Origin of the sequence: Pseudothioglobus sp. nBUS_23 (assembly GCF_051201565.1) — a bacterium.
Classification (GTDB): Bacteria; Pseudomonadota; Gammaproteobacteria; order PS1; family Pseudothioglobaceae; genus Pseudothioglobus.
Genome location: NZ_CP179200.1, coordinates 1,693,475 through 1,706,549 on the forward strand (window position 1 = coordinate 1,693,475; position 13,075 = coordinate 1,706,549).

At 41.3% G+C, this 13,075-nt stretch carries 10 protein-coding genes; 4 read left to right on the plus strand and 6 right to left on the minus strand.

Going from position 1 to position 13,075, the window contains the following annotated elements:
* The first annotated feature begins 18 nt into the window (after window positions 1–18).
* From ACMAZA_RS08645 to ACMAZA_RS08660, 4 genes are read left to right on the plus strand one after another with little or no spacing between them, the layout of a single operon-like run.
* Window positions 19–1,560 carry a trimethylamine methyltransferase family protein gene (locus ACMAZA_RS08645; protein ID WP_435188754.1) on the plus strand — a complete coding sequence of 514 codons (1,542 nt, stop codon included), beginning with the start codon at window positions 19–21 and terminating at the stop codon, window positions 1,558–1,560.
* Between the two features lie 3 nt (window positions 1,561–1,563).
* A complete protein-coding gene (locus ACMAZA_RS08650; protein ID WP_435188756.1) occupies window positions 1,564–2,331 on the plus strand; it encodes an SDR family NAD(P)-dependent oxidoreductase in 768 nt (255 codons plus the stop codon).
* Complete coding sequence (locus tag ACMAZA_RS08655; RefSeq protein WP_435188757.1) at window positions 2,309–3,055, plus strand: SDR family NAD(P)-dependent oxidoreductase; 747 nt, start codon at window positions 2,309–2,311, stop codon at window positions 3,053–3,055. Before ACMAZA_RS08650 ends, ACMAZA_RS08655 begins: the two co-directional genes overlap by 23 nt.
* A gap of 37 nt (window positions 3,056–3,092) precedes the next feature.
* A complete protein-coding gene (locus ACMAZA_RS08660) occupies window positions 3,093–4,445 on the plus strand; it encodes an NAD(P)/FAD-dependent oxidoreductase (RefSeq protein WP_435188759.1) in 1,353 nt (450 codons plus the stop codon).
* 20 nt (window positions 4,446–4,465) lie between these two features.
* On the opposite strand, the gene ACMAZA_RS08665 is transcribed toward ACMAZA_RS08660, so the two are convergent.
* The 6 genes from ACMAZA_RS08665 to ACMAZA_RS08690 form a co-directional block, all read right to left on the minus strand.
* Window positions 4,466–5,521: an alcohol dehydrogenase family protein gene (locus tag ACMAZA_RS08665; RefSeq protein ID WP_435190500.1), complete on the minus strand. Its 1,056-nt coding sequence runs from the start codon at window positions 5,519–5,521 to the stop codon at window positions 4,466–4,468.
* A gap of 25 nt (window positions 5,522–5,546) precedes the next feature.
* Entirely contained in the window at window positions 5,547–6,596 is a 1,050-nt protein-coding gene (locus tag ACMAZA_RS08670; protein ID WP_435188761.1) for an aldose epimerase family protein, read from the minus strand.
* Window positions 6,597–6,628: 32 nt separating this feature from the next.
* Window positions 6,629–7,945 (minus strand): M24 family metallopeptidase, encoded by a 1,317-nt coding sequence (locus ACMAZA_RS08675; RefSeq protein ID WP_435188762.1) that lies wholly within the window; start codon window positions 7,943–7,945, stop codon window positions 6,629–6,631.
* A 17-nt stretch (window positions 7,946–7,962) separates the two neighbouring features.
* Entirely contained in the window at window positions 7,963–10,377 is a 2,415-nt protein-coding gene (locus ACMAZA_RS08680) for a GcvT family protein (RefSeq protein ID WP_435188764.1), read from the minus strand.
* A gap of 95 nt (window positions 10,378–10,472) precedes the next feature.
* Complete coding sequence (locus tag ACMAZA_RS08685; RefSeq protein WP_435188766.1) at window positions 10,473–11,993, minus strand: trimethylamine methyltransferase family protein; 1,521 nt, start codon at window positions 11,991–11,993, stop codon at window positions 10,473–10,475.
* 68 nt (window positions 11,994–12,061) lie between these two features.
* Window positions 12,062–13,075, minus strand: a complete 1,014-nt coding sequence (locus ACMAZA_RS08690) for an ester cyclase (protein ID WP_435188767.1) — start codon at window positions 13,073–13,075, stop codon at window positions 12,062–12,064.

Genomic DNA, 13,075 nt, shown 5'->3' on the forward strand with positions numbered 1-13,075 from the left:
ATATAGTCTAATAACGATATGTCAACCTCTGCAGAAAGACTCGGTCGAGCAGCAAGAAGATCTGACCGTCTGAAAGTAAAAATTGAAATGCTCCCTACTCTGAAGAGAAATATCCCTCTTACTGAGCCGATGAATGAAGAGCAGATTGAGAAAATGGATGATGCTTCATTATCCATTCTGGAAGAGGTTGGTGTAGAATTTCATGATCCTATTGCACTAGAACAATGGAAGGAAGCTGGAGCTAATGTAGAGGGTGAGAGGGTGCGCTTCGATAGAGGCCTGATTCGTGAACTAATAGCGTCTATTCCAGAAAGCATCACAATGCATGCGCGAGATCCAGAGAAGTCACTAGAAATTGGTGGTAATAACTCTATATTTGTCCCAATGACAGGGGCGCCTTTCCTTACCGACCTTGAAAATAATAGGCGCATGCCTACGCTGGATGATCTTGCTAATTTTCATAAGCTTTCTCACATGCTCCCTGCTATTCATTCAAGCGCCCATCACATCGTAGAACCCATGGATCATGCAATTTCTCATAGGCATCTAAGAATCACTTATTCATCCATGAAACACTCTGATAAAACCTTTATGGGGATGACTAGTAGTGGCAAGAATGCTGAAGATGTAATTGAGATGTGCAAGATTCTCTTTGGTGAAAAGTTCATAGATAGTCATGCCGTTGTTACTGGAAATATTAATGGAAACTCTCCACTGGTATGGGATCAAACTATGCTCTCTGCACTGAGAGTTTTTTCTGCCCACAATCAGCCAGTGCTCTGCTCTCCTTTTGTTCTTGGTGGCGCTAACACTCCAGCCAGTGTTGCTCCAACTGTGGCACAAGTCAATGCGGAGGCTTTATCAGCACTCGCATACACTCAGGTTATCCGAAAAGGAGCACCTGCGATCTATGGTCATTATTTAGCTACAGTATCAATGCAGTCTGGTGCTCCAATGGCAGGGACGCCCGAAATCTCTCTAATGAACTTTATGATTGGTCAAATGGCAAGACATTATAAAGTTCCCTGGAGAAGCTCAAATACTTTGGGTGGCTCAAAAGTATTCGATGCTCAATCAGGATATGAGAGTGCATCAACAATGATGGCTGTTCTTTTATCTGGTGCAAACTATATTTGGCATTCTGCAGGATGGAATGAGGCAGGAATGCACTGCTCAATGGCAAAATTTGTGGTGGATGCAGAGCAGTGTGAAATGGGATATAGAATGGCTGAAGGAGTTCGATGGGACGACTTTGAGGAGGGTCTAGCTGCGATTAGAGATGTAGGTCCTGGTGGTCATTACCTGGGTCATCAGCACACAATGGAGAACTTTCAAAGGGCCTTTTTTATGCCTAAACTATTTGACAATAATTCTGTTGAGCAATGGCAGGCTGATGGAAGCAAAGATACAATTCAAAGAGGACTTGAAGGAGCAAAAAAACTACTTGAAGATTATCAAGAACCAAAGCTGGATGAAGCAAAAGATGAAGAGCTCTTGGATTACATCGCTAAAAGGGAAACAACAATTCCTAAAATGGAGGCGCTGAATCAGGAGCATTAGACTATGGACAAAGATAAATCAAATGTTGTTCTTGTGACCGGAGCCAATGGCGGCATTGGAAAAGCTATAGTAAATAAATATTCACGGCAAGGTTTGACACTAGCAATTGCTGATAAGGACGAAGAACAGGCTAACAAACTTGTGCATGAAATCAATCGCGGCAATGGAAAGGCAATGGCATTCCCTGGAGACCTACTGGATCAAAATTATTCTGATAACCTTGCTACTGAGGTCAAAGAAAAACTGGGTAGCATTGACATACTCATTAATAATGCTGGCTTAATGAGGCGTGGTGATATTACTCAAACCAGTGATGAGGATTATGAGCTTTCTATGAAGATTAACGTTGAGGCTCCATTTAGATTAATTCGAGCATCGATTCCCCTTATGGTTGAGTCTGGTGGAGGCTCTATCGTGAATATTTCATCATGCTGGGGAATTAACCCAGGACCAAATCATCTAATTTACTGTACGACAAAAGCAGCCTTGGCAGCAATGACAAAATGCTTGGGCAGAGATCACGCACATCAAAACATTCGAATTAATGCAGTATGCCCTAATGAAGTCAATACGCCAATGCTGAGAACGGGCTTTGAGATCAGAGGATTAAATCCTGATGATGCTATTAGAGAATTAAATCAATCAGTTCCAATTGGCCATATTGCTGAGCCGGAGGAGATTGCTGATGTTGTGGCTTTTCTCAGTTCAGATGAAGCTCGATATATTTGTGGATCCTTAGTGGAGATCAATGGTGGAAAAGCGGTTTACTAATAAAGTTGTCGTTGTTACAGGAGCCACAAAAGGGATTGGTTTGGCCTGCGCAGAACGACTGAAAAAGGAAGGTGCAATCGTGTGTGTTATTCAAAGAGGTCACTCAAGTCTCTTTGATTCTTTTGAGTTTGATTTAAGTAAAGAACAAGACTGCTCTGTGAGCATTGATGCCATTATTAAAAAGCATGGTCGTATTGATGTTTTAGTTAATAATGCTGGAATGATGAAAGAGTCATCAATTCTTGATACTTCTCTTGAAGAATGGAATAAAACTTTGGCGGTAAATCTTACAGCTCCTTTTTTGCTTACGAAGGTTTGCATGCCTTTTCTGATCAGGTCAAAAGGCTCTATTGTGAATATTGGTTCAATTGAAGGTATTGGCGCTAATCCGAATCACGCATCCTACTGTGCAAGTAAGGCAGGGCTTCATGGTCTTACGCGCGCCATAGCGGTTGACCATGGGAAGGATGATGTGAGATGCAACGCAGTAGCGCCGGGATGGATAGATACCGAGTTGAACGAAGAATTTATTAATTCGATGCCAGATTCAGAGCAATTTAGAAATAATATTGGAAGTATCCACCCAGTAAATAGAACAGGCAAAACAGAAGAAGTTGCCTCTTTAGTTGCTTGGCTTGCATCAACAGAATCAAGTTTTGTAACAGGGCAGGTATATACTATTGATGGAGGCAGGATGGCAAAAATTAGCCTGCCAACTCTTTAGGAGAATTTATGAACTTTGTCGGTAGATTAAATTAGAAATGGGTCAGATTAAGCTTCCTAAAAATCCTGGTGATACAGGCTGGAAAGAAATCCTTCCTGAGAGGAAGGTCAATCCAAAGCTTTCAGATCATCTCAATGCAGACTTCTTGATTATTGGCGGAGGCTTTGCTGGCCTCTCTGCAGCTAGGCGTTTAATTCAAATCGATTATAAAGCAAAAATTGCTCTGCTCGAAGCCTGTGAAATTGCGGAAGGCCCCGCTGGTAGAAACTCGGGCTTTATGATTGACTTACCACACAACTTAGCTTCAGATGATTACGTAGGAAGCCTAGATAAAGATCGTGAACAAACTCTCATTAATCGCTCTGCAATTGAATTTGCTAAAAGCGCCTCTGAAGAATACGAAATGCCTACTGAGGCAATTCAGCTGGTTGGAAAAACGAACGCAGCAGCCACCCCAAAAGGAATGAATTTCAATACAGAGTATGCAAAGCATCTGGACAAGACAAGTGAAAGCTATAAGATGCTAGACTCTCAAGAAATGAAAGACCTGACTGGAATAGATTATTATCTAAACGGTCTATGGACACCAGGGACTGCAATGCTACAACCAGCGCTTTATATTCAGTCACTAGCAGATGGCGTCTCTAAGAGTCCCAATACAACGATTTATGAAAACTCTCCGGTCATTTCTCTTGAAGAGGAAGGAATGCATGATGGACAAAAAGTATGGAAAGCTAAAACCAGTCTTGGATCAATATCAAGCCCAAAAGTTATTTTAGCAGTCAACGGATTAGTTGAAAAATTTGGATACTTTCAGAATAGGTTAATGACTATTTTTACCTACTCATCCCTATCAAGAGAGCTAACTTCTGAAGAGTCAAATATGCTGGGCGGCACTCAAGATTGGGGATTAACTTCAGCTGACGCTATGGGCTCTTCAGTAAGGCGCATTTCTGGAATCGGCGGTAATAGAATCCTGGTTCGAAATAGATGGTCATACAATCCAAGCATGGAAGCCTCAGATTCATTTATGAGTGCAGCTGCTAATAGTCATAATGAATCATTTAAAGCACGCTTTCCAATGCTTGATAAAGTGTCTATGAACTACTCATGGGGAGGACGTCTTTGCCTGAGTCTCAACAACGTCTTTGCTCAGGGTGAGGTTGACGAAGGCATCTACTCTGCGTGCTGTCAAAATGGTCTTGGGACTGCCAAAGGAACTGCGATTGGTGTCATTACAGCTGAAAAAATAACTGGAACCGTCAATAGCCTTATTCCCGACTTTGTTGACGAAGAAGGGCCAAAAAAATTAATGCCGAAACCATTCATGTGGTTTGGTGTTAATAGCTATATGCGTTGGAAAGAGCTTATGGCAGGAAAAGAAAAATAACTTATTCTAATAACTCTTCATTATGGCAAGAGAACCAACTTACCCACATACTTCTTTGATACAAAGTCTTTTTGAGCAGCAATAATATCTTTTAAAGGATAAGTCTTAGAAACGAGGGGTGTTATTTCGTTTCTTTCGATATATCCAATTAAATTTTCAAAAACTTTTCGATCTTGAAAAGTACACCCTATCAAAACCAAGTCTTTTAAGTAAAGTGTTCTAATATCAAGTTCAACAATTGGTCCTGCGATAGCCCCAGCTGCTGCATACCTTCCACCTTTTTTTAATACATCTAGCAAATCTCCCCAGCGCTCCCCTGCAACTAGATCAATAACCACATCAATACTCTCATTTTCTATAGAGTCTGTTAATTTATCCTCTCTATTAACAACGGCATTTGCACCGATCTCTTGTACTAAATCTGACTTCGCTTTACTTGAAACCGCAACAACACTAGCGCCCCGTCTCTTAGCCAGCTTTATAGCAGCTGACCCAACACCTCCAGAAGCTCCAGTTATAAGAACAACTTCACCCTCTTTAACACCTGAACGCTCCATTAGGTTTTCTGCTGTCGAGTATGCACAGGGTATAGATGCCAGTTCCGCATTCGACCAATTACTTTCAACCTTGAAACTTTCATCACTAAAAGCGACCATATACTGAGCAAAAGCCCCGTCACACTCAGAGCCCATTGTCCAGCACTCATAGGGCCTGTAATCTACTGCATACTGCTGCATTGTCCTAACCAATACTCGCTCACCAATTCGACCAGCATCGACATCATCTCCAACAATAACGATTTCTCCATAGCAGTCTGCGCCCTGAATGATTGGAAATTCTAAAGGCTCACCAGACCAACTTCCATCTCCATCTTCCCCTTGGGAATTACTAGCGTTGGTTTCGCCTTTGACTGACTTTGAATACCAAGCAGTTCGGGTGTTAATATCGGTATTGTTGATACCTGCCCCTAAAACCTTGATCAAAACTTGATCTGAATTAGGGGTGGGGACTTCAATGTCATTTCGGTACTCAAGCACCTCATAACCACCATGGCCAGTTGTCAAAACTGCGTTCATTGTTTTTGGGATTATGCTCATGCTTCTAATTATTATTTGAAAATTTAATTATAGTATTTGAAGTGTAGGTTTCGCCCACTTTTAAAATTGGGCTTTCAAAGTTATCCTGATTGATTGCGTCAGGAAAAAATTGAGTTTCCATACAAAGACCATAATTTTTTCCATAAGTTCTCTGATTCTTGCCTTGGTACTCAGGATGCATGTTGCCACCCGTATAAAACTGAAGTCCAGGTTGGTCACTTGAGTACTGAACCCCCATCCCTGTTAGATTACTCCATACCCTTGCCACTGGCTTCATTTCTTTTTCGTTATTAACAACATAGTTAATATCAATACCGCCTTGATCTATAAGCTCTTTCGAAATAGGGTTGCTTTCTAGGAAGTCATATTTGGTATTAGCAACATTTAAGAGATTGCCATTGGGTATTAGGTCTGACTCTACCTCACAAACCTGATTCCCAAAAATCTGAGCACTATGGTTAAGAATTTTTCCATAATAATCATTGTGACCATGAAAGTTCCAATAGTTATGATTCGTAATGTTGACAATAGTGTCTTCATCTGTCGTAGCCGAGTAACAAATTGAAAATTCGTTCTTGCTATTGAACTTATATTGAGTAGTGCAGGATAAATTACCAGGATATTTTTCTTCTAGATGTGAAGATAGATAGGACATTGATACGATGACTTCGTCTTTATTCTCATCAATTGAATCTATCGACCAAAGCCTCTTATTAAAGCCTGTGCTTCCTCCATGAAGATGATTATTTCCATTGTTATTATTTAATTTATATTTTTTATTGTTAAGTGTAAATTTAGCATCCTTCATTCGATTGCAGACTCTTCCAGTAATTACATTGAAAAAGCTTCTATCCGTTATACAACCTAAAGGATCTTCATAGCCGAGAATTACATCCTCAGTTAATTCTGGATTATTTTCATAAGGAATTAAAACTTGATGGATATAGCCACCGAAATTTGAAAATGAAACACTGAAATTATTTTCATTTGTAATACTAACAAGATAAATAGCCTGATTATCTATGCTAGAAATTAATTCTTTGGTAATTTTCATATGTTCTTGAGTAGAAATTAATCTCTTAAAGTTTAGCTTAACAAATCTTTTTCAAATGGATAACTTGTTAATAGTTCATAGCCACTTTCAGTGATTAACACCTGCTCTTCAAGTTTCACACCAGGTCCTCCGCTATATCTTCCAACATAAGTCTCAACACACATCACCATCCCAGGCTGAAGAACCCCGTCAAAACTGTTCTCATTGAGCTCCCAGCTAAATGGTATTGCAGGAAACTCATCACACAAACCTACGCCATGAAAAAGGACCGAGTAATGGCGAAACTCATCCTTTGAGTACTCTTTAGAGTTCAGTGTTAACTCTTTAAATGTGGTGCCTGGTTTTAACAACTCGATATTGTTTTGAATTTGCTCATAGCCCATGGTATAGATTTCTCTTTGCTCATCATTAGGCTTTTCATCACCACATAGCCATGTCCGAGACATATCAGTACAGTAGCCGTAAGAGCCAACTAGGTCTGTATCAAAACCCATTAATTCGCCGCTTAATATAGGTCGAGATGAACACTCCTGATACCAAGGGTTTGCTCTGGGGCCCGAAGCGAGTAATCTAGTCTCAATCCACTCTGCCCCCCTTGAAACTGCCTCCATTTGAAAACGACTCCAAAGCTCTTGCTCAGTTATGCCTGGCTTAAAATGATGACGCATCAGCTCCATAGACTTTTCACATGAAAAGATTGAGCGCCTCATGGCCATCATCTCGTCATCCGACTTAATGAGCCTAGCGAGCTCCATCACCTCTTCACCATTTGCAAGTTCTAGGCCATTTGACTGAAGCTCGTGAATCCCTTCAGGTGCACAGTGATCGAGAGCCAATCTTTTATTGCCTTTGCCATGCTCCTTGACTATATCAACAATTTCAGATGCCCATATCTTGGCCCTCTCTTTACTCTTATCTCCAGCAGTAAAATATAGATACGTGACGGCATGTCTGACTTCAGTAATTAAGGGGTTGTGATTAGAAAGAAACTCATGTGCATCAAACTCAAAAATAATGACAGGGCCTTCAGTCATAACAAGCGCGTAACGAGCAGCGTTATGGGATGTCCACAAAGACATATTGGTGCTGTCCGTTGCATAGCGAATATTTAATGGGTCATAGAGAAGAATACCGGCACAGTCAAATTCAACAAGTTTTTCTCGAACTCTTTTGAGTCGATAATCCCTAATTTTGGTCATATCTGGATTGGCTAACCCAGCCTTTAGCCATTCTGACTCAGCAAGCTCTCCTGGACCGAGTGCATGTTTATTTAGACTGTAAATATCCTCTTCACCTTTTAGGTGAGAGCCTATTTTTGCATGATGTCTTTTAGCTGCTGTAAAACTCATTTAATAATCCTCAATCGTCACCTCATTTTAGATCCAGACGGATCATAAAGGGGCTCCATAACAATAGATGCCTCTCTGAACTCTCCCAATATCTCGACTTCAAGTTTTGCATTGGACTCAATTAATTCAACTGGAAGATAGGTCATGGCAAGAGATTTTTTAACCGAATGTCCATAGCCCCCTGAAGTAATATAAGAGACACACTCACCATTATGCATTACAGCCTCGTCACCACTGACATCGGTATCAGTATGAATTTGAATTACTGAAAGCTTTTTGCTTGGTCCATTCTTTTTCTCAGTTAAGGCTGCTTTTTTGCCTATAAAGTCCTTGTCCCAGTCCACAAAAAAATCAAGCCCTGACTCCATTATTGTAAAGTCTGGCCTAAAGTCCATAGTCCATGCGCCCCAACTCTTCTCAAGCCTCATAGACATCAACGCTCTTCCGCCAAACCACTTGAGATCCAGGTCCGCTCCAGCATCTTCTATAGCCTCAAAGAGTTTCAGTTGGTACTGAGGGGCCACATAGATCTCATAGCCAAGCTCTCCTGTAAATGAAATTCTTACGCAGAGTGATGGCACGCCTCCAATAAATGTGTCCCTGATATCTCTGAATTTAAATGCTTCAGAGTGCACATCTTCTCGAGTAAGCCTTGATAACAATTCTTGAGAGTTTGGACCCGATATTGCAATGCCATGAAAGTCATCTGTCATATTTTTATAAACAACATCTTGAACCCCCTCAAGATGCTTCTCAAACCAGCGAAGATGCATATTTTGGGCGACGCTTGAGCCAAACAAATAGTAGGTTTCTTCATCAATACAGGCGACTGTGAGGTCGCCGTTCAGCTTTCCACTCTCTAAAAGCATAGGTGTCAGATTCACCCTTCCAGGGCTTGGAATTCGACCCGCTAATACCTTATTCAAAAACGCTTTAGCACCCTTACCCGTAAACTTATGATTAGCAAAGTTCGCTACTTCACTTGCTCCAACAGAGGCTCTAACCGCTTCAACTTCCTTAGCCACATAATCATGAGATCTTGACCTTTGAAAGGTTGGCTCTTCATAAGCATCCTCAGGGGAGTTAGCAAACCAAAGAGCATTTTCAAGTCCAAAAGTATCCTGCCATACTGCACCTTTTTGAGTCAAGCGATCATAGATTGAAGTAGTTTTTTGAAGCCTTCCTTTAGGCAAGGTTTCGTTAGGGAAAGTCATCACAAAGCGGCGCTCATAATTTTCAGAAGACTTGATTACGCCCCATTCAGGCGTTGCAAAATCTCCAAATCGCGCAATATCCATAGCCCAAACATCAACTGACGGCTCACCCTCAATCATCCATTCGGCTAATGTTTTACCAACGCCACCTGCTTGGCAGAATCCTGCCATGACGCCAACAGCTGTCCAGTAGTTTTTCATACCAGGAACAGGACCAATCATCGGGTTTCCATCAGGTGAGAAAACAAATGGGCCATTTATAATATTCTTAATGCCAGCTGTTCCTAATGCCGGGATTCTCTCAAATGCAAGCTCCAATCGATCGGCAATTCGGTCCAAGTCTGGCTCTAGTAGATCATGTCCAAAGGTTTGTGGTGTGCCATCCAAAGACCATGGGGTTGATCGAGGTTCATAAGTTCCCAGCAACATGCCAGTGCTCTCTTGACGGGTATAAATATTGGCCTCGAAGTCAATGCAACTTGGCAGTCTTTGGCCATCCTTTAAGTTAGCAATTTGGTCAATCTCTTCAGTAATTAAGTAGTGATGCTCCATGGGCACCACTGGCAAATGTATTCCAGACATACGACCCAGCTCACGAGCCCAAAGACCGCCAGCATTTACAATATGTTCTGCATGGATATTGCCCTTTTCGGTCACAACATCCCACGAACCATCTGCTCTTTGATTGGTTTCTATAACTGGTGTATGCGTATAAAACTCTGCGCCATGAACTCTAGCTGATTTGGCATAAGCATAGACAACTCCTGAAGGATCAATGTCACCATCAGATGGATCCCAAAGGGCAGCAACATAATGATCAGGATCAATTAATGGATGCTTTTCTACAACCTCATCAAGAGAGACAAACTCCTGATTTAAACCCAATGATCTTGCATTAGAGCGCTCTCGTTTAAGGTAGTCATGCCAATTTTGATTTGAGGCTAAGTAGTAACCTCCCGTCGTATGCATACTAATTGAATGGCCGGAGGTCTCTTCAATTTCTTTATATAGATTGATTGTATAGTCTTGGAGTTTAGAAACATTAGGATCAGAACTGACTGTATGAAACGAGCCAGCAGCGTGCCAACTTGAACCCGAAGTTAGCTCATCTCGTTCTAAAAGAATGACATCCTTCCATCCCATTTTTGCAAGGTGAAAAAGGATTGAGCAGCCAACAACGCCGCCTCCAATTACAACCACTCTTGCCTGATCTTTCATAATAAATCTATCTAATTAAAATTAAATGTTAATTTAAAAAACAGCGAAACTCAAGTTAAAAAATTTAGTCAAAAATATTGAAAAAATTTAGCTCCTTATAAAGGTGGTGCGCCGCCTTCTGATACTCTTTTATCTACAAAACTTGAGAGTTCCTCTTCAACCTCAGATGCAAGTTTAGGTTCTTTGTAATCAGCCAAGAGCTGCTTCCATATTTTATTAGCGCGCTGAGAAGCAGTCTCAGAGCCTGCATCTCTCCATGACTCAAAATTTCTCCAATCAGACAATAGAGGGTTGTAGTGTTCTGTTTCATATCGATCCAATGTTTGCTGAGCTGCAAAAAAATGAGCGGCAGGACCCACTTCCGCAATTGCCTCAACACCAAGCGTGTCTTTATTGACAGGAGAGGGGGTTAAAAAAGCCTCCATCATTTGACTCATCTCTGCATCCAAAATGACCTTCTCATAAGACGCACAGAGCCCGCCTTCAATCCAACCATGTCCGTGTAGGATAAAATTGACTTGCCCTAAAAGACAGGCCCATAATGACATCTGAGATTCATAAACGGACTGCTCATCTGCAGCATTCGAGGCATTTGCATTAGAGGCGCGAAGTGGGATTTTATATTTTCTTGCAAGCTGTCCACTTACAATTGTGGCCTGTGTATATTCTGGCGTCCCAAAGGCAGGGGAGCCTGATTTCATGTCAACATTAGATGTAAAGCTTCCATAAATTGCCGGAGCACCTGGATTTACGCATTGATGAAAAGTAAGTCCAGCAAGAGACTCTGCATTCTGCTGGACAAGAGCTCCTGCAACAGTAATAGGCGCCATAGCGCCAGCCAAAGTGAATGGGGTATAGATTACTGGCTGATTATGCTCAGCCATTTCGATTGCTCCCTCCATAAGGGCTTTATCATAAACTAGAGGTGAGTTCGCATTGACGACAGTCGTAATTGAAGGCTCTTTTAAAAGCGTTTCTTGATCAATGCCTCTTGAAATTCGAACTATTTCAATGGCATCTAACATTCTCTCACTGCCAATAGCATAACCAAATAGAGGTTTTGTGGATAATCGAGCGGCAGCTGATACCGCATGTAAATGGCGCTCTCTGACATCTAAGTCGCATGGCTCAACTGGGTAACCGCCTAGAGCATGCACAGTATTCAAGATTTCACCAAGCCTGATCAGGTTTGAGTAATCTTCAAAGTTACCCAAGATACGTCCTCTGTCAAGATCAGAAACGTTTGGAGCACTCGAGACCATGGTATTGATAAAGGACTGACCTCCAACATGAACATGCCTCTCTTTATATCTGCCATGAAGAGTAAATTCACTTGGGGTAGTGGAAATTTTTTCCATCACGAAGTCTGGATCAAACCTAACACGTCTTCCATCACCCCCAATCATTGCGCCTTCTCTTTTGAGAATTTCGACTGCACGCGGTGACTGAATATCCATCCCTGTGTCGCACAACACTTTCAATGACGCCTGATGAATTGACTCAATCTCATCTTCTGAAAAGATTGACATAGGTTGAAAGGGATTCTTTTTTTGACCGTAAGGAGCCTGCTGAAAGTTTGTAACTTCTCTAACGTTTTTACTTCTACCTCTTCTCACTGGCACTCAACCTAATGATGTATAGAATTTGGATGTTAAATGAATTTACATCTCAACACAAGAAAAAATTAATTTCTTGGATTTTGAGCCATCCTTTCTAAAATATCAACGCCCTGTTGTTTCCAAAAATGCAACAGATCAATAAAGATCCAATTTTCAGCAAGCATGTCTCCTTCCCTCCTGTACATATCTATGACTCTCATATCGCCTGGCTTTCCAGTTGCAGGCATACCCATAAAGCCACCTGTTGGAGTGAGTGTAAGATTAGGCCATCCAAAAAAGCCACCAAAATGGCCTTCAGCTAATTTGCAAAGATGTCCATTAGATATCCGATCTTTAAAAGAAGCTCTAAATGGCCCTGAATGCTGCTCGGCATATCTTTCAATGGTATAGGTTGCTCCAATTCCAGCAGGCCCCCACCAGATCATATCTTCTTTCCAGCTTCTTCTAAGCTCGTCAACTAGAGGTAATTCATTAGTATGCTTCCAATCTCTCATATCCTCAACCATGAAATTTATTGAGGCAAGAGTTTTTTCACCCTCAGCGGCATCCTGCGGATCAAAAAGTAAACCTTCGTGAGTCATTGGTCCTGGCTGAACAAGATGTGCTCCAGTTTGAGGCGGGAAAGGAGTTAAACCAACTTGAATCATCACATGAGGGATATCAAAAAACATGGCTGTTTCAGTAATCTTGCCATCTTGAACTTTATTAAATTCACAGTAACGCAGAAAAGTCATTTTTCTTGATGGCTGAATGCCAAGCCACTCATTATCAAACAAGCCCATCAAGTGACCCATGGAAACGACCCAAACGGATTCAAATCCATCTATCTGGTTTCTACCAGCTATAAAAATATCCATTCTTCTTTGCATATTTTTAAGGGCATGGCGTAATGGCTGCCAGAAAACTTTAGATAATTGTTCTACATCAGATTGTTCATTAAAAGGGTGAAACCCTCTCCAAAGATAGTCTTTACCAATATGGCTGCTTAAGACTTTTGAAATTTCATCACCCTCAGCCTTATCCAAGGCTTTGTAATAATCTAAAACTAAGTTTTTTTCTTTTTGAAAATTCTGATTCAT